Source organism: Corallococcus praedator, assembly GCF_003612125.1.
Taxonomy (GTDB): domain Bacteria; phylum Myxococcota; class Myxococcia; order Myxococcales; family Myxococcaceae; genus Corallococcus; species Corallococcus praedator.
Genome location: NZ_RAWI01000182.1, coordinates 1 through 18,297, shown reverse-complemented (window position 1 = coordinate 18,297; position 18,297 = coordinate 1). Strand labels below are relative to the sequence as shown.

14 protein-coding genes are annotated in these 18,297 nt (G+C 67.1%); 7 read left to right on the top strand and 7 right to left on the bottom strand.

The annotated features are described in order from the left end of the window. A partial coding sequence (locus D7Y13_RS45800; protein ID WP_439329235.1) for a hypothetical protein occupies positions 1-928 on the top strand: 928 nt, incomplete at its 5' end. Positions 929-1,006: 78 nt separating this feature from the next. Here D7Y13_RS45800 and D7Y13_RS22495 read toward each other — a convergent pair. Beyond that, entirely contained in the window at positions 1,007-1,762 is a 756-nt protein-coding gene (locus tag D7Y13_RS22495) for a DUF5953 family protein (protein ID WP_120584420.1), read from the bottom strand. After that, positions 1,759-1,968 carry a DUF6310 domain-containing protein gene (locus D7Y13_RS22490; RefSeq protein ID WP_199732830.1) on the bottom strand — a complete coding sequence of 70 codons (210 nt, stop codon included), beginning with the start codon at positions 1,966-1,968 and terminating at the stop codon, positions 1,759-1,761. The genes D7Y13_RS22495 and D7Y13_RS22490 overlap by 4 nt, the downstream gene beginning before the upstream one ends. Before the next feature lie 253 nt (positions 1,969-2,221). Between D7Y13_RS22490 and D7Y13_RS22485 the strand changes: the two genes are divergently transcribed. The 3 genes from D7Y13_RS22485 to D7Y13_RS22475 all read left to right on the top strand — a co-directional run bounded on the left by D7Y13_RS22485 (position 2,222) and on the right by D7Y13_RS22475 (position 4,951). After that, complete coding sequence (locus D7Y13_RS22485) at positions 2,222-3,436, top strand: LamG domain-containing protein (RefSeq protein WP_158620409.1); 1,215 nt, start codon at positions 2,222-2,224, stop codon at positions 3,434-3,436. Between the two features lie 29 nt (positions 3,437-3,465). Continuing rightward, a complete protein-coding gene (locus D7Y13_RS22480; protein WP_120584422.1) occupies positions 3,466-3,945 on the top strand; it encodes a hypothetical protein in 480 nt (159 codons plus the stop codon). A 181-nt stretch (positions 3,946-4,126) separates the two neighbouring features. Next, positions 4,127-4,951, top strand: coding sequence for a hypothetical protein (locus D7Y13_RS22475; protein WP_120584423.1), 825 nt, complete (start codon positions 4,127-4,129; stop codon positions 4,949-4,951). A 63-nt stretch (positions 4,952-5,014) separates the two neighbouring features. Here D7Y13_RS22475 and D7Y13_RS22470 read toward each other — a convergent pair whose 3' ends face one another. The 5 genes from D7Y13_RS22470 to D7Y13_RS47155 all read right to left on the bottom strand — a co-directional run bounded on the left by D7Y13_RS22470 (position 5,015) and on the right by D7Y13_RS47155 (position 13,286). Beyond that, positions 5,015-6,139 (bottom strand): ABC transporter permease, encoded by a 1,125-nt coding sequence (locus D7Y13_RS22470; protein ID WP_120536048.1) that lies wholly within the window; start codon positions 6,137-6,139, stop codon positions 5,015-5,017. A gap of 2 nt (positions 6,140-6,141) precedes the next feature. Beyond that, a complete protein-coding gene (gene rbbA / locus D7Y13_RS22465; RefSeq protein ID WP_120584424.1) occupies positions 6,142-8,958 on the bottom strand; it encodes a ribosome-associated ATPase/putative transporter RbbA in 2,817 nt (938 codons plus the stop codon). Positions 8,959-8,983: 25 nt separating this feature from the next. Continuing rightward, the gene (locus D7Y13_RS22460) at positions 8,984-9,994 is read right to left on the bottom strand and encodes an HlyD family secretion protein (RefSeq protein WP_120536050.1); all 1,011 of its coding nucleotides are present in this window, start codon (positions 9,992-9,994) and stop codon (positions 8,984-8,986) included. Between the two features lie 10 nt (positions 9,995-10,004). Then, entirely contained in the window at positions 10,005-11,621 is a 1,617-nt protein-coding gene (locus D7Y13_RS22455; protein WP_120536051.1) for an efflux transporter outer membrane subunit, read from the bottom strand. A 147-nt stretch (positions 11,622-11,768) separates the two neighbouring features. Further along, on the bottom strand, positions 11,769-13,286 hold the full coding sequence (locus tag D7Y13_RS47155; protein WP_233595694.1) for a Cof-type HAD-IIB family hydrolase: 1,518 nt from the start codon (positions 13,284-13,286) through the stop codon (positions 11,769-11,771). A 189-nt stretch (positions 13,287-13,475) separates the two neighbouring features. Between D7Y13_RS47155 and D7Y13_RS22445 the strand changes: the two genes are divergently transcribed. The 3 genes from D7Y13_RS22445 to D7Y13_RS22435 are packed head-to-tail and all read left to right on the top strand — an operon-like array spanning position 13,476 to position 18,277. After that, positions 13,476-14,546: a class I fructose-bisphosphate aldolase gene (locus D7Y13_RS22445; RefSeq protein ID WP_199732832.1), complete on the top strand. Its 1,071-nt coding sequence runs from the start codon at positions 13,476-13,478 to the stop codon at positions 14,544-14,546. Positions 14,547-14,559: 13 nt separating this feature from the next. Next, complete coding sequence (locus tag D7Y13_RS22440; protein ID WP_120536052.1) at positions 14,560-17,031, top strand: phosphoketolase family protein; 2,472 nt, start codon at positions 14,560-14,562, stop codon at positions 17,029-17,031. 13 nt (positions 17,032-17,044) lie between these two features. Beyond that, entirely contained in the window at positions 17,045-18,277 is a 1,233-nt protein-coding gene (locus D7Y13_RS22435) for an acetate/propionate family kinase (protein ID WP_199732833.1), read from the top strand. The last annotated feature ends 20 nt before the right edge of the window (positions 18,278-18,297 follow it).

Below are 18,297 nucleotides of genomic sequence, written 5' to 3'. Positions count from 1 at the left end.
GCTGAAGCCCGCGACGCCCATCGTGGACACGACGCCGACTCCGCCGCCCGCGAAGACGCCCGTCACCGAGGACAAGGCACCCGTGCGCAAGCCGGTGGCCGTCACGCCGAAGCCCGAGGAGAAGGAGAAGGAGAAGGAACCGGAGGACAAGCAGACCTACGCCGGCACCGAGCGCCGTCCGCCCCTGGTGGAGGGTGCGTTGGGCCTGCGGCTCTTCGGCAGGTCGCTGCGCTACAAGGACGACGTGTTCGGCGTGCTGCGGCCCTACACGCTGGGCCCGGACGTGGGCGGCTTCGCGCTGCCGGGTGCCCCGCAGGTGAGCGGTGACCTCACCGTCTATCCGCTCGCGCGCTTCAAGCAGGGCGCGCTGGCGCGGCTGGGCATCACCGGCGCCATCGACCAGTCGTTCGGCTTGAAGTCCACTGGCAGCACGGGGGCTGTTTCCTATCCCACCGTCGCGCGCGAGTTCCAGGCGGGCCTGCGCTACGTGATGCCCTTCGGCCAGGCGGAGCGCTACGGCTTCGAGGTCACCGGCACGTACGGGATGAACACCTTCCGCATCGATCCGGTGAACGACGAGCGTCCGTTGGACCTGCCCAACGTGGAGTACCAGACCGCGGGCCTGACGCTGGGCCTGCGCGCGGAGCTGACGCAGAAGCTCGATTTCAACTTCCGCCTGGGCTACCTGCACCCGCTGAGCGCGGGCGAGCTGAACTCGGACACGTGGTTCCCCAACGCGTCCATGGGCGCCGTCACCGGCAGCGCGTCCGTGGCGTACCGGCTCAACAGCTTCCTGGACGTGCGGCTCAAGGCGGACCTGCGCCGCTACTTCTTCAAGTTCAACCCCGACGTGGGCGATCCGTACATCGCCGGTGGCGCCGTGGATCAGTACCCCGGCCTGTCGCTCCAGTTGGGCTTCAAGTACTAGCCGGCGGACCCAGCGGGTGGAGGGGAACATCGGGGGCGGATGGCCCCGCCCTTCCACCCGGCTCCTCATGAAGCGGGGTCAAGGTACCGCGCGCCCGCCGATCTCCGGAAAGCGCTCATAGGTGCGCTTGAGCACTCCCAGGTGCACAGGGTTGTTGTAATCGAGCGGCGCGTCCGTCAGTTGCACGATCCACCCGTCCGAGGCCGTGCGACGCGACCGCGCAAGCAGCTCCGTGTCGCGAGCAGGATCCGGGAAACCGATGGCCCGGGCGGCAGCGGCGGACCAATGGTTCAGCCACCCGAGGAAACAGGGGATCTCGGGGGCAGGGAGCTTCTCAGGAAGGTTGAGCATGGGTAGCCCACGGGGTGATCGCTCCGGTCCATGAGCCGAGCGTCGCATCTGCTGTGAGACCTCCGAGCCGTAACCCTTCGGCGACGCATGCCCCCAGAACGAGCGCGCGCCCTCCGCCATTACCTCAAGCACTGCCGCCGCTGTCGCGAGCACGGACTCGTCCAATGGCAGCTTTGCATGAACTTCAAACTGGGACTGACCGCCCGGGCTGAGGAGTGCCGGGCTTTCCCACCCCGTAACCGTCACGGGGTAACTCTCGTCTCCGTTGCACACAAGCGGGAATCCCCCGTCCTCAATCCTCTCCACCAACCACGCATCGCGCTGAGGCAGTGCAATGAGGCGGCCTCCTTCGCCTACTTCCCACTCCAGGCGCAATCCGGGGAGCGCACGTTCCATCCCATGGATGATGGCGAGCGTACGGCCGTCGTCGCCCATGAGCGAAGGCGCGTAGACGATGAGAGTGAGGGAGCTACGCTTGCTCATCGTGCGCACTCCGTGACAACGACATCGAGCGCGGGAATCTCTTCGAGTAGCGCTTCTTTGTGCGCTTCGGTGCTCACCCCAATGACGAAGCCATATCCACACGCCACCGCAGCGGCTCGCTCCTTTTTCAATTGTTTCACTTCCTTCGCAATCTCCTGAGCCTGGACATAAGCGTTGTACGCGTCAAAGCGATGGGTCTTGAACATCCTCGCAGCAGACAGGCCCCAGGCGACCTGGAGCCGGAGGGAGGCACAGTACAACCTGAATCCCTTCTATCCACCTCCGCCTGCGCCGGTGAGTCGCGGACGGCCTTCTGCCGCCCGGCAACGAAGAACTGGAGCGGGCCCTCGGACCGGCCACGCACCCGGGTGAGGACGAACCCGATTTCCTTCTTGGTCAGGGATGTCAGGGGTGGTCGATATACCCCCGAACGATTCTCCCCTGACCCAAGGAGGCGGCGTGAAGGGTTTCAAGTGGTGCTTGGCGACAACGGTGCTGGCGGTGGTGGCTCCCATCCAGAGGAGCGAAGCCATCCCCCACCGCATCACCACCGGACTGGTGGGCGAGTGGAAGACGACGGTCACCTCCCAGTCCCTGCCGGAGGTGGTGCCGGATTCGAGTGGACTCGTGTACTCCACCAGCCACGACCAGACGGGAACGGTTGTCGGGGGCCTGGCCCAGGCGGATGGCTGGACGGGCCTGGGCATGAACCTGGCGGGTGATAAATACGTCCAGGTGCCCCACTCGCCGTACCTGAGCTTCGGCACGGGTGACTTCACGCTGACGGCGTGGGTCCGGATGTTGGACACCACCCGGACCGTGAAGACGATCATCGACAACCGGGGCTCCGACGGTCGGGGCTACACCTTCGCGGTCGTCAATGGCAACACGCTGGACCTGCTGCTCTCGGACTCGGCGGGCTCCACCCACCACCAGTCCAATCCCAGCCTGTCCCCGCTCCTGGTGGCCAATCGCTGGCACCACGTCGCGGTCAGCGTCCGGCGCACCACGTGGCCGGCGATCGCCACCTTCTTCGTGGATGGGATCCCCGTGGGCACGGCGTCGCCGCGCCTGGGCTCCATCGTGAACACCGACCTGCCCTTCCTCATCGGCGGGAACAACGACGGCTCCGGCTACCGGTTCAGCGACCGCATCGACGAGGTGATTGTCTTCAACGTCGGCCTGTCGGACGCGGACCTCCCCTACGTCACCAAGCCGGGGAAGCCGGCCTTCGCCCCCACCTACTGGAACGACCCCAGCCGGCAGTCCGTCAACAACTGCTACAATTACGCCACCACCAAGGCCACCAACACCTTCGCGCAGCCGGGCAGGCACTCGGGGGCCGTGGCCTCGACCATGGATTGCGCCTCCGTGGTGCAGGCCGCCCTCAACGATGGACTGGAGCTGCTGTCGGGCTACCCGGATAGCTCGGGATACAAGTCCGCCGCCGCGCTGGTCGTCGCGCCGGGCTACGACTACCACTGGTATCGCCGGGGCACGGACAACCTGTGGACCCATAAGCCCGGAGGGACGGCGGCGACGAACCTCGACAACCTGGGCCTGACCATCTCCGATCCCGCAACCGCGAACCGGGGCGTCTACACGCAGTTCTGCGGCTACTTCCGCGTCTGGTCGGACAGCGTTGATGGCTCCGGTCACGAGAACATCAACTAGTCCCCGTCCCCCTTCCTGGAGCTGAATCCATGTCTCGTCATTCCATTCATGCGGTCTTCCTCTGCGGTGCGCTGGGCCTGGGTCTGGGCCTCTCGGGTGTTCCCACGGCCTCCGCAGCCGACGTCCAGGCCGAGCAGTCCCAGCCGGCCCTGCGCGTGACGTACCTGCTGTATTCGGGCCGTCCCAACCCGGTCGTGCTGGTGACGGACCCCGCGCAGCTTCGCGCCATCGAAGAGCAGATTGAACGGGCCCTCGCGAGCGGTGAGCGCGTCACGAAGGCCGAGTCCCATGCCGTCCTGGGCTACACGGGCATCCAGATTGAACGGCTGGGTGCCTCGGCCCGGAGCAGCGCGCCCCTCGTACTCCGAGGCGACCTGCTGCGCACCTCGTCCTCCCAGGCCACGGTGTCCCGCGACGTAGCGGGGATCGAAAACCTCCTGCTCCAGTTGGGGCGGGAGCAGAAGGTGCTCGGCGACGCCGAGCTGTCGGTCATCCGCCAGACGCGCTGACCGTGACGCGGATGACCGCCAGCCCGCACTCAAGCCGTTCCTCCGTTCAGTTCTTCCGCAGACCCCCGGGTTCCACCTTCTCTCGCTTCCGACTTCCCGAGAGAACTCGGTGCATCGGTCGCCCGTGCGCATCCACTTCGGGGTGGGCACGCGTCCAGAAGACAAACCTGATGGGGGCGAGATGAAGAAGACGAAACGGGCGCTGGGGTTCCTGTCGCTGCTCGCAAGCGCTGGCTGCGCCGACACCTACTACGATCCGTACTACTACGACACGGCCTACTACGATCCGTACTACGGGGCGTACGACGCGGCGTGGAGCTACGCCTGGGTCGATCCGGTCTACGACGATTGGTATTACAGTCTCCCGGTGCAGCCCAAGAGCATCGGCAGAGGGCAGCTTCAGGCCCCCGTTGACGTGAACGCGGCGGCCGCCAGGCTCGCGGCGAGCGCCTCATCCATCTTCACGCCCGCCGGGTGCGCCTCCGCCACTTCGTCGGGCGCGATGGTGAACTACGCCCTCAACAACTGCACCGCGAAGATCGGGCTCGATCAGCTCTCCGGCAACGTTCAGTTGGTGCTCTCGGACAACCAGGGGCAGCTCGCCATCGCGGCCACCTCCACCGACCTCTCCATCAACGGAGCGCCGTACAACCTCTCCATGCAGATCGCCGGCGCCCCTCCCGAAGCGGGCCAGCGCAAGGTGACCATCACCTCCACCAGCTTCTCGCCGGAACGCTTCGACACGCGATCCTCCGAAAGCACGGTCACCTGGGTGGAGGGCAGCGGGTGCTTCACCTTGAACAGTCAGTCGAGGTCCACGCGGAACAACTTCAGCGCGACTTCGACCGTCTCGGGCTACCAGCGCTGCGACAACCAGTGCCCCTCGGCGGGGACGGTGACGGTGGAGACGAGCGAAGGGACGTTCTCCTCGTCGTTCGACGGCTCCAACACCGTCAAGGTCACCACGCCGGGCGATGACATCAAGACGTACCCGATCGACTGCTGAGCGCTGAGCATGACCGGGGCGGGCGGGGGCTTCCGGCTCCCGCCCGCCCCGGTGGCCCCCTACCTACTTGCTCACCGCGATGGACTTCCGGAAGAGCGACAGGCTGTAGACGAAGAACCCCACGCCCACCGCGCTCACCATCAGGAACTGACGCCAGACGGCCTCCAGCCCACCGCCTCGGTAGATGATGACCTGCGAGAAGCTGACGAAGTGCCGGGCAGGCAGCAGGTACGTGACGTACTGCAGCCACTTCGGCTGGCTCTCGACGGGCGTGCTCCCGCCCGAAAGCAGCATCAGCACCAGGACCACGAGGATGATGAGCAGCGCGAACTGCGCCATCGAACGTGAGATCGTCCCCAGGAAGATGCCGAGCGCCGTGGCGAAGAACAGGTAGAGCACGACGCCGACGAACCACAGCACCACCGAGCCGGCGAACGGCACCTTCAGCACCATGTGCACGACCAGGAGCAGCGAAGCCCCGGTCGCGACGAGGATCACCAGGCCGTTGGCCCAGACCTTCGCCATCGCGATCTCGAAGGCGGTCAGCGGCATCACCAGCAGGTGCTCCAGCGTCCCGTGTTCGCGCTCGCGGATGACCGCGGCGCCCGTCAGGACGACGGTCAGCAGGGTTATCTGGTTGATGATGGCCACCACGCTCTTGAACCAGGACGAGACCCCGTTGGGGTTGAAGAGCTTGCGAACGACCAGGTTGACGGGCTTCGGCCCCGTCTCTTCCGTGCGCTTGAGAAAGGATGAAACCCGGTCGTTGATGATGCTCCGGATATAACCGGAGCCGATGCCCGCCTGCTGCATGGCGGTCGCGTCGATGTTCAACTGGATGTCCGGGTTGCGCCCCGCGCGAAGGTCATGCTCGAAGCGGGGCGGAATCACGACGACGAACATGAACCGGCCCCTGTCCATGCTTGCCTGCACCTCATCCGGGGAGATGAGCTCCGGCAGCTTGAAGCGGGGTGGATAGAAGGCGTTGAGCAACTCCTTGGACAGCGCGGACCCGTCCTCGTCGGCGAAGGCAATCGATGCGTTGTTCACCTCGCTCGAGGTCCCCGTGGCCTGGACATAGATTGCCAGGGTGAACGCATAGACGACGAACACGACCAGGACGGCGTCGCTCAGCAGGCTGCGAATCTCCTTGAGCCCGAGCCACAGAATGTTCAGCAGTGAGTTCACCGCTATTTCTCCTGCTTTCTCAATCCAATGACACTGATGGCCAGGAGGACAGGGACGCACACGGCCAGGAAGGCGACATCCCGCATGAGGAGGCCCGCCCCCAGTCCCTTGGTGAAGGCACCCAGGCTGGCGTGCATGTAATAGGAGGCCGGCCAGATGGAACCGACAAGGCCGGCCCCGCCCTGCAGCGTGGAGACGGGCTGCAACAAGCCGGAGAACTGGATGGTCGGCACGATGGTCAGGATGGCCGTGACGAAGACGGCCGCGACCTGGCTGCCAGTGAAGGTTGACGTCACCATCCCGATGCCTGTCGTCGCCGCGACGTAGAACAGCGTGCAGAGCATCAACGTCAGGAAGCTGCCCTTGATGGGGACACCGAAGACGATCAGCGCCAGCGCGGTCAGGATGAAGAAGTTGGCCATGCCGATGACGACGTAGGGCAACTGCTTTCCAAGCAGGTACTCCAGCCTGCCCGTGGGCGTGACATAGAAGTTGATGATCGACCCCAGCTCCTTCTCACGCACGATGCTGACCGTCATGAGGATCGCCGGTATCAACAGCAGCAGCAGCGCCGGGACACTCGGCACGATGGAATAGACGCTCTTGAACGTCGGGTTGTACAAGAAGCGCTCTTCGATGTTGGCCGTGCCCTTCAGCGCGCTCTCCGAATGGAAGCCGCTCGCGGGATCCTGCAGCATCCGGTTGTGGACCCCCTGGACATATTGCTCGACGGTGTCGCCACGGAAGGTCATGGCGCCGTCCACCTGCGCCAGCACCTCCGGCCCGGAACCCCGGCGGAAATCCAGACCGAAGCGCGGCGGAATCTCCAGCACCATCGAGACATCGTCCGACTGGAGCCGGCGCAGCGCCTCGTCCGAGGATTGGGCTGGCGGCGTCAGCGCGAAATAGGGTTTCGCCGCGCTGAACTGTTCAAGATACGCGCGACTCTCCGGTGTCTGGTCCATGTCCAGCGAGGCATAGCGGATGTTTTCGACGTCGGTCGTGATGCCGAAGCCGAAGACGAGCATCAGCAGCGCCGATCCGGCGAAGGCAAACGCCAGCCGGACCCTGTCGCGGAGGATCTGGATGGTCTCATTGTGGGCGTATGCGAGCATCCGGCCAAGACGCAGCTGGAGGCCGGCCCGGTCCGCACGTCGCGCGGCCGGGGGCTGCTGGGGTGGCGGGGCTTCGGGCGCGCGGGCGGGAGCCGCGTCCTTGGGCGCCGCGTCCTTGCTCTCGGCGCGTGCCTTTTCGGCGATGGCATCTTCCATGTAGCCGATGAAGGCGGTCTCCAGGCTGTCTGCCTTTCGTGCCTCGATGAGCTTCTGGGGGGAATCCGCCGCCAGCACCCTTCCCGCGTTCATGAGGGAGATGCGGTCGCAGCGCATCCCCTCGTTCATGAAGTGCGTCGTCACGAAGATGGTGACGCCCTGCTTGCGCGATAGATCGATCAGCAGCTCCCAGAAGCTGTCCCGGGCGACCGGATCAACCCCCGACGTGGGCTCGTCCAGGATGAGGATCTGCGGCCCGTGCAGCACGGCGACGGCCAGCGAGAGCCGCTGGCGCAGGCCCATGGGCAGGTCCCCGGCCAACGCGTCCAGGTGCGCGCGCAGTCCGAACCGCTCGACCAACTCCTCGATGCGCGCCTTCGCCTTGTCTGGCGGCAGATGGTAGAGCCGGGCATGCAGGACCAGGTTCTGCTGGACGCTCAGCTCGCCGTAGAGCGAGAACGCCTGCGTCATGTAGCCCAGGTTCTTGCGCACCTCCATGCTCCCGGCATCGACGGAGCTGCCGAAGAGCTTCGCCGTCCCTTCCGTGGGGGGCAGCAGGCCCGTCAGCATCTTCATGGTCGTGGACTTGCCGCAGCCGTTGGAGCCCAGGAAGCCGAAGATCTCACCGCGCTCAATGGACAAGGTGACGTGGTCCACGGCGGTGAAGGTGCCGAAGCGGCACGTCAGCCCGTCGGCCTCGATGGCCAGCTCCGCCTTGCCCGCTGGACGGGGCGGGATGGTGATCTCCTTGTGGCCCCTGCGCTTCTCCTCGGGCAGCAGCGCGATGAAGCACCGCTCCAGGTCCTGGGTCCCCGTGCGCGCCATCAGCTCCGCGGGCGTCCCCGTCGCCAGCACGCGCCCCGCGTCCATGGCCACGATCCAGTCCCACTGCTGCGCTTCGTCCATGTAGGCCGTGGAGATGATGACGCTCATGCCGGGGCGCCCGGCGCGAATCTCGTCGATGAGGCTCCAGAACTGCCGCCGGGAGAGCGGGTCCACGCCGGTGGTGGGCTCGTCGAGGATGAGCAGGTCCGGGTCGTGCACCAGCGCGCCGCACAGCCCCACCTTCTGCTTCATGCCGCCGGAGAGCTTGCCGGCGGGGCGCTCCGCGAACTTCCCCAGACCCGTGGCCGCGAGCAGCTCCGGGACGCGCACCTTGCGCTCCTCGGGCGACAGCCCGAAGAGCCGGGCCATGAAGTCGACGTTGTCGTAGACGCTGAGCTCCAGATAGAGGTTCTTCCCCAGCCCTTGAGGCATGTACGCGATCCGCGGCCCCACCGCGCGCCGGTGCCGGGCATCCGCGATGTCCCCGTCCAGGACCGTCACCCTTCCCTGCTGCATCTTCTTGGAGCCGGCGACCAGGGCCATCAGCGTCGATTTGCCGACGCCGTCTGGCCCCACGATGCCCACCATGATGCCGCTGGGAACGTCGAGCGAGATGCCGTCGAGCGCGACGACCTTGCCGTAGCGGTGGGTCACGTCCTGGATGGAGACCACCAACCTGCTGGAGGAGCCGCCCGGCGATTCTGGAGACGCGGATGAGACCATGGCTGAGCCCTCCCGGGTCACCGGGCTAGTGGGATTCGGATTCAGCCGTGATGACGTTCTGCAATTTGGTAGGCCAGGTGGCGGCGGGGTCCACCTTGACGTAGCCGACCCCGCGAATGCCTGTCTTGATGCGCTCGACGTAGCGGCTGGCCAGCTCCCGGGGGACCTGGAGCTTCAGCCGGAACACCAGCTTCTCCCGCTCGCTCTTGGTCTCCACCTGCTTGGGCGTGAACTGCGCTTCCGGGGACACGAAGGAGACATACCCGGGGATGGAACGGTCGGGCTCGAAGTCGGCGGTGAGGCGCGCTTCGGAGCCAAGCTTCACGCGGGCGGCCTCGCTGGCCGGGAGGAATATCTCCATGTAGACATCTTCCAGGTTCACGAGCGTCAGCGCCGGCCCGCCGGGCGCGAGCACCTCACCGGGTTCGGCGAGGCGATAGAGGACCCGTCCCGTCACGGGCGACCTGAGCGTCGCGTCGGCGATGCGCGTCTGGATCGTCTCCGCATTGGCTCGCGCGACCTCGATCTCCTCCCTGGAGGTCTTCAGCGTGGCTTCCGCCTCCGCCAGGGCGGCCCGGGTGGTCTCCACCTGGCTCGCTCGAACGTCCAGATCCCGCTGCGAACCGGCCCCCTGCGCCACCAGCTTTCGGGCGCGATCGGCTTCGATGGCGGCAAGCTCTATCTCACTCTTCTGCTTGACGATCCCCGCCTGGGCCACCGCCAGCTTCTCCTGCGTGGCCGCGAGGTTCGCGTTGGCTTCCGCCAGGCTGGACTCCAGCGTGGTGGTGTCCAACCGCACCAGCACCTGACCCGGCCTGACGAGGTCGCCCTCGTTGACAAGGATTTGCTTCACCCGCAGGGGTTCCTTGGCGGCGACATCGGCCAGCTTCGCCTCGATGCGGCCGTTGCCTGAGACAATCCCCTCCGGCAGCGCGGATTTCTTCCCCTTCCAGTACTTGAAGCCAATGAACACGGCGATCGCGATGGCGATCAACCCAATGACCCACTTGATCTTCCCTTTCGGGTACTTGGGCATGGCGGACTCTCTATTGCTTTCCTGGCTGCGAGCTGTGCTTGACTTCCTGCGTCCGCGGCTTCGACAACATGTCGCCCCAGTCGGTCCGTTTCTCCATCTCGCTTTGCATGGGTTCCGGCACGACGGGCTGATCCCGGCGGACCTCCCAGCCCCCGCCCAGCGCCTTGTAGAGGGCGACCAGGTTCGTGGCGATGGAGGAACTCGTCTGGACCAGGTTGTTCTGCTGCTGCAAGAGTGAGCGTTGCGCGTCCAGCACGCGCTGGTAGTCCACGGCGCCTTCCCGGTACTGCACCAGGGCGAGCTCCACCGACCGCTGCGCGGCCTTCACGGCGGCCTGCTGGAACACCATGGCCTTCTGGGCGTTGACGAAGCCCGTCAGGGCATCCGCCACCTCCTGGCCCGCCTTGAGCACCGTGTTGCGGTAGTTGACGAGCAATTGCTGGAACCGCGCGTCTTCGACACGCACGCCATTCTTCAGGCGGCCGTAGTTCAGGAAGGGAAAGACGATCCGGGGGCCAATGGAATACACCAGGCTGCCGAGCGAGAAGAGATTGCCGGAGGACGCGCCGCTGGTGCTCGCCTCCAGCCCGATCGTCCCGAAGAGGGAGAAGCTCGGATAGAGGTCCGCCTCCGCGATGCCGATCCGGGCACACTGCGCGGCGGCGAACAGCTCCGCGCTGCGGACATCCGGACGCCGCCGCAGGATCTCGGCCGGCATGCCGACGGCCACCGTCGCGGGCGCCAGCGGAATCTGCTTGGGGCCCGCCAGCAAGCTCTCCACGGCGCCCGTGGGCTGACCCAGGAGCGTGCTCAGCGCGTTGCGGGACTGCTCCAGCCCGCCTTCCAGTTGGGGGATGGTGGCCCGGGTGCTCTCCAGCAGGGTCGCGGCCTGCGCCACATCCAACTCCGAGGTCGCACCGTTGCTGAAGCGCGACTCGGCGATCCGGAAGCCCTCCTCCTGGATCCTGACGTTCTCCCGAGCCTGCTCGATGAGCATCTCGAACGTCCGGACCACGACATAGGTCCGCGCCACCTCCGCGGTGAGCGCGACGAGCGCGGATTGGTAGTCCGCCACCGACGCGAGCAGGCCAGCGGTTCCCGACTCGACGCCCCGCCGGTACTTGCCCCAGAAATCCACCTCCCACAGCGCGTCGAAGCCCAGCTGGTATTCCAGGTAGTGGCGGTCAAGGGAGCCGACATTGGCCAGATCCGCCAGGTTGGCCGCGGCTGAGTTCTCACTGCGTCCCACCGCGGCGGCGCTGCCGGTGGCCACCTGGACCTGCGGAAACTGCTGGCCGGTGAGGATGCCCAACTGGGCGCGCGCCTCCACGATCCTCAGACCCGCGATCTGCAGCGGCAGGTTCTGCCGGTTGGCGACCTCGACGAGGCGATCGAGTACCGGATCGCCAAACGACTTCCACCATTGGCTGTCGACCGCTGCCTGCTTCAAAAGTCGTGGGTCACCCTGGGTGCGCCACTCCTTGGCCACCTCAACCTCGGGCTTCGTGAAGTTGGGACCTACCGTGCACCCGGAGAGCGCCGTCAGGACCCCGAGCAGCGGCCATGTGCCAATGAAGGGTGCACGCCCCGGGTTCATCCCCTGCCTGGTGCTGTCCGTCCCCAGCATTCAAGACACCTCGATCGACTCGGATGATTCTCACTTCGCCGAGCGCGCGGAAGTACGAGCTGTCTGAATGCCCCTCGGGTCTGTCTGTGATGTCCATTCCCGCAGGCCTGACACCGACCCCAGGGCGAGGTGGATGTCGTCCGCCGCTCAATGCGGGGTGCCGTCCTGTTCGAGGAGGACGGCGGGATCCGTCACCACGAGGTCCGCGCCATGGCGATGCAGCTCGGCGGGCCGACCCAGCCGGTCGACGCCGACGACATAGGCGAAGTGGGCCGCCCGTGCGGCCGCGACGCCGGCAGGCGTGTCCTCGAAGACAACCGCATCCCCGGGCTCGACACCGAGGGCCCGGGCGGCCGCGAGGTAGAGCTCGGGGGGCGGCGTGGCGCCGAGCCGCGCGTCGAAGAGGTCCGGGATTCCGGCGGACTGGAGCAGCTCCGCGCAGTGTCTGCTCGCGGAGACGACCGCGGTCCGAAGTCCCTCGGCGCGCGCCGCCTGGACGTAGCGGACCGTTCCCTCATACGTCTCCACCTGCTCCTGCCGGAGCAGCTCGACCAGGAGCTCCGCCTTGCGGTCGTTCAGCGCGTGAACCGTGCTCTCCGGCAGCTCGATGCCGCGGGCGTCCAGGAACGCGTGGAGGCCTTCCAGGGGCGGCTTGCCGTCGAAGTAGTGGCTGGAGTCGCGCACCAGGTCGAAGGGGATGAAGGGCTGCCCCGAGGCTCGCGCACGCCGTCGCAGGTAGTGGTCGCACAGTTGCTTCCAGGCCCTGGCGTGGAGGCTGGAGGTCTGCGCGAGGACGCCATCGAGCCCGAAGAGGCAGGCGCGTGTGCGGGGCGGAAGCCCCAGCTTCGTCCGGGCGAAGGGCGGCTGGCCCAGGATGAAGGAGTCGACCGCGTAGGCAAACCCGTCCTCGTCGTTGGTGCGCGTGACGTGGCGTGCGAGGCGTTGGACCTCCGCGTTGGCGTTGCCCATGGCGATGCCAAGGCCGGCGGTGGTCAGCATGGGCAGATCGTTGGCCATGTCTCCAATGGCCGCGATCTGCTCCAGGGGAAGCGCGAGCAGCCGCGCGGCCTCACGCACGACCATTCCCTTGTTCGCTTCGGGATGCGTGACGTCGAGATAGTAGGCCGTCGAACGTGCCGCCGAGGCCTCGGCGCCCAGTCGCAGGGAGAGCTCGGCCTCGCAGCGCGCGACCCGCGCGGTGTCCTCGCTCACCCCGACAAGCTTGATGGGGGCGTCGAGCACGCCGTGCAGGTCCGCGATGACGACCGGGTCGAACCCGACGTTGCTCCTCTCCCTGGCCACGCGGAATGCCTCGGGGTCGCGGAGGAACCAATCCGCCCCCTGGTAGACCCAGACATCCAGGCCCGCCTGGAGCATGAAGTCGACGGCCTGCCTGGCGATGGCGGGCGGAAGGGTCCGCTGCTCCAGCACCGTCGTGAGATCGGATTTGACATACACGCCGCCGTTGAAGGCAGCCACGGGGTCGGTGAGCTTCAGCTCGGCCACCAGCCCTGCCATGCCGCGCGGCGGTCGCCCGCTCGTGACGGTGAACAGGATGCCGCTGGCGCGCAGCCGGGCGACGGCCTCGCGGGTTCGCGCGGTGACGGCCTTATCCCGTGTCACCAGGGTCCCGTCGATGTCCGCGATGAGCAACTTGATGGCCATGGCTGTCTCCAGCAACCGCACGCCGGGCGTTGCCGGTGACGGCTGGGTTCAGGGGTCAAGATGGCATCGCGACGGGGCGGCACCATCCTGCCCGGCGCTCAAAGGCAGCCTCATTGCCGAGCGCCGCCCCGCCAGTTGTCGGCGCAGCAGGGCGCCTTCAAGTTCACTTCCGACGGATGGGAGGAACACATGCCGAAGATGCCAGGGCTCGACGAAACCGCGCGAGCCATCGTTGCGGACGCAAAGGGCATCCTGGCGGCGGACGAGACGGTCTCCACGATCACGAAGCGCCTGACCGCGCGCGCGATCGAGTCGACCCCGGACAGCCGCCGCGACTACCGCGAGATGCTCTTCAGTACGCCCGACATCGCCAAGTTCATCGGCGGTGTCATCCTGCAGGACGAGACGATCCGGCAGGAAAGCTCGACAGGCATCCCGCTGCTGGAGCTGCTGGTGGGCCGCGGCATCATCCCCGGCATCAAGGTGGACACCGGCGTCCACCCCCTGGCCGGCGCACCGGGAGAGTTCGTCGCCGAAGGGCTCGACGGGCTCCGCGATCGGCTCGAGGAGTACCGCGAGCTCGGTGCGCGCTTCGCCAAGTGGCGCGCGGTGTTCATCATCCGCGACGGGCTGCCGACCGCGAAGTGCATCCACGCGAATGCACACGCGCTCGCGCGCTACGCCGCCCTCTGCCAGGAGCAGGGCCTGGTGCCCATCGTGGAGCCTGAAGTCCTGATGGAGGGAGCGCACGCGCTCGAACAGTGCGAGGACGTGACGGGGCGCGTGCTGCAAGCGGTCTTCAACGAACTCTTCGACGCACGGGTGTCCCTGGAAGGGATGTTGCTCAAGCCGAACATGGTCACCGCCGGCCACGATTGCGCGAGGCAGGCCTCGGTGGAGGAGGTGGCGGAGGCGACGTTGCGCGCCCTGACGCGCCATGTGCCGCCCGCGGTCCCCGGGGTCGTCTTCCTGTCCGGCGGACAAGACACGGTCCTGGCCACCGAGCACCTCAACGCCATCAACGCATTGGACGCCCCGAAGCCCTGGAAGCTGAGCTTCTCCTACGGACGCGCGCTCCAGGACGAGGCGATGGAGGTCTGGCGGGGCCGGCGCGAACTCGTGCCCGCCGCCCAGCGGATGTTCCACCACCGGGCCGGGTGCGACAGCGCGGCGGCCCTGGGCAGATACAGCGGCGACATGGAGGGCGAAGCAGGCTTCGCCCAGGCAGCACCCGACTCAACACTCCACACGCAACACTGATGGGAGGCATGTCATGGCACACCCGATAGGGACGGGAGCATCCGAAGAGTCTGGGCCGTCATTGTCCGCCAGGGAGCACGGCCAGGGGCCCTCCACGCCGGCCAGGAAGGGGACCCAGGGGGGTGGACCGCTCACCACCCGGGAAGTGGAGTTGATGAACGCGTACTGGCGCGCGTGCAACTACCTGGCGGTGGGGATGATCTACCTCCAGGACAACCCGCTGCTGCACAGGCCCCTGGTGCCGGCGGACGTGAAGCATCGGCTGCTCGGCCACTGGGGCGCGAGCCCGGCGCTCTCGTTCGTCTGGGTCCATCTGAACCGGCTCATCGTCGAGCAGAACCTCGACGTCATCTTCGTGGCCGGGCCGGGCCACGGCGCCCCGGGCGTGCTCGGGCCGGCGTATCTCGAGGGCACCTATTCGGAGGTCTATCCGGACAAGAGCCCGGACGCGGAGGGGATGCGGAAGTTCTTCAAGCAATTCTCCTTCCCCGGTCACATCGGCAGCCACGTCACCCCGGAGACCCCGGGCTCCATCCATGAAGGCGGCGAGCTCGGCTACAGCCTCTCCCACGCGTACGGCATGGCCTTCGACAATCCCGACCTCATCGTCGCCTGCGTCGTGGGTGACGGCGAAGCAGAGACCGGTCCGCTCGCGACGGCCTGGCACTCGAACAAGTTCCTCAACCCCGCGCGGGACGGCGCCGTGCTGCCCATCCTGAACCTCAACGGGTACAAGATCGCCAACCCGACCATCCTCGCTCGCATCAGCCCGGAGGAGTTGGAGTCCCTGTTCGTCGGCTACGGCTACAAGCCCTACTTCGTCGAGGGCAGCGACCCGGCCCAGATGCACCAGAAGATGGCGGAGACCCTGGAGCGCGCCGTCGAGGAGATCCGGACCCTGCAGAAGACCGCACGGCAGACGGACTCCCCGACGCGTCCGCGCTGGCCCATGATCATCCTGCGCTCGCCCAAGGGCTGGACGGGTCCGAAGGAGCTGGATGGGCACAAGCTGGAGGGCACCTGGCGCTCACACCAGGTCCCCTTCGCCGACGTGCGAGGCAACCCGGCGCACCTGAAGGCGCTCGAGGACTGGATGCGCAGCTACCGGCCCGAGGAGCTGTTCGACGCGGAGGGAAGGCTGAATCCGGAGATCAGGTCGCTCGCGCCCAAGGGGCCGCGGCGGATGAGCGCGAACCCGCACGCCAACGGCGGCCTGCTTCGCAAGACGCTCAAGCTGCCCGACTTCCGCGACTATGCGGTCAAGGTCGGCCCGCGCGGCACCACGCTGCATGAGAATACCAAGCCGCTCGGCGAGTTCCTGCGCGACATCATGCGCGACAACCCGACGAACTTCCGCGTCTTCGGCCCGGACGAGACCGCCTCGAACCGGCTCCAGGCCATCTACCAGGTGAGCAAGAAGACCTGGATGGCGAACCTGACGCCGGACGACGCCGACGGGGGCGAGCTCGCGCGGGACGGCCGCGTCATGGAGATGCTGTCGGAGCACACGCTGCTCGGCTGGCTCGAGGGGTATCTGCTCACGGGGCGCCACGGCCTCTTCCACACGTATGAGGCGTTCGCCCACGTCATCGACTCCATGTTCAACCAGCACGCCAAGTGGTTGGACATCAGCAAGAACCACGTGAGCTGGCGCGCGCCCGTCGCCTCGGAGAACATCCTGCTCTCCTCGACGGTGTGGCGTCAGGACCACAACGGGTTCTCACATCAGGACCCGGGGTTCATCGACCTGGTGACCAACAAGTCCGGCACGGTCACGCGCATCTACCTGCCTCCGGACGCCAACACGCTGCTGGTGGTGGCGGACCAGTGCCTGCGCAGCACCGACTGCGTCAACGTCGTCGTCGCGGACAAGCAGAAACACCTCCAATTCACCAGCATCGACGAGGCCATTGCCCACTGCGCCAAGGGGATTGGCATCTGGAAGCGGGCCAGCACGGACCAGGACGCGGAGCCGGATGTCATCATGGCCAGTTGCGGCGACGTCGCGACGCAGGAGGCCCTGGCCGCCGCCTCCATCCTGCGCGCGCGCGCGCCGAACCTGAAGCTGCGCTTCGTCAACATCGTCGACCTGTTCAAGCTCCAGTCGTCGGCGGACCATCCGCACGGGTCCACCCAACGGGAGATTGAAAGCCTGTTCCCGCCCGGCAAGCCCATCATCTTCAGCTTCCACGGCTATTCCTCGCTCATCCACAAGCTTGCCTATCGCTTCATCGACCACGAAGACCTGCACGTGCATGGCTACCGGGAGAAAGGCAACATCAACACGCCCTTCGAACTGGCGATCCTGAACGAGACGTCCCGCTTCCACCTGGTCATCGACGTCATCGATCGCGTGGCGGGGATGCAGGCGAAGGCAGGGCACCTGAAGGAAGAGATGAAGAACGCCATCCTCGACAACCTGGCCTACGCGCACGAGCACGGCAAGGATCGTCCTGAAATCACCGACTGGACCTGGCCGGACTGAGAGGGGCTCACGCATGGCACGGCGGACGTCCGAAACGGGAGGCGTGCCGGACGCGCTGCTCGTGCTCAACGCGGGTTCTTCGAGCCTGAAGTTCTCCGTCTTCCTCGATGAGGAGCCCCTCCGCCTCCTCCTGCGGGGGGAGTTCGAGGAGCTGTCGACCCGTCCGCGGTTCGTCGCGCACGCGGACGGTGCCGTCATCGCTGAGAGGGATTGGGCCCCCGGAACGCAGCTCGGGTACACGGGCGCCACCGAATTCCTGTTCGCCTGGGGTCGGGAGGGCGTACTCGGCGGGCACCGGATCGCGGCCACCGGCCACCGGGTGGTCCATGGCGGCATGCGCTTCTCCGGGCCCGCCCTCGTTGACGCGGCGACCCTGGCGGAGCTGGAAGCGCTCATCCCGCTGGCGCCGTTGCACCAGCCCCATTGCGTGGAAGCGATTCGCGCCGTCACGCGGACGGCGCCCGCGGTGCCGCAGGTCGCCTGCTTCGACACCGCGTTCCACCGCACCCAGCCCCCCGTGGCCCAGGCCTTCGCCCTGCCCCGCCGCTATGCCGAGGAGGGTGTCCGCCGCTACGGCTTCCATGGCCTTTCCTACGAATACATCGCCTCCACGCTGCCAGGCACGGCGCCCGGGGCCGCCGAAGGACGCACGGTGGTAGCGCACCTGGGCAACGGCGCGAGCATGTGCGCCCTGCTCCAGGGACGAAGTGTGGCGACGACCATGGGCCTCACCGCCCTGGATGGGCTCATGATGGGCACCCGCTGCGGTGCCCTGGATCCCGGCGTCCTGCTCTACCTGATGGACCGGCACGGCATGGACGCGCGCGCGCTGGAGCGGCTGCTCTACCAGCAATCCGGCCTGCTGGGCGTCTCCGGCGAATCCAGCGACATGCGCGAGCTGCTCGGTGGCTCCAGTGCCGCCGCCGCCGAGGCGCTGGAGTTGTTCGTCTATCGCATCCATCGCGAGCTGGGCTCGCTCGCGGCGGCCCTGCACGGCCTGGACGCCGTGGTCTTCACGGGCGGCATTGGCGAGCACTCCGCGCCCATTCGCGAGCGGGTCTGTCGCGACGCGCGCTGGCTGGGGCTGGAGCTGGATGAGGAGGCCAATGCTCGCGGAGGCCCCTGCATCACCCGGTCCGGCAGCCGCGTCTCCGCCTGGGTGATTCCCACGGATGAAGAGGCGATGATCGCCCTGCACACCCGGCGGGTGCTGCGCGCGACAGGCCCCGCCCCCGGTCCGGAGTGAGAGCGCGTGCCCCCCTGCCT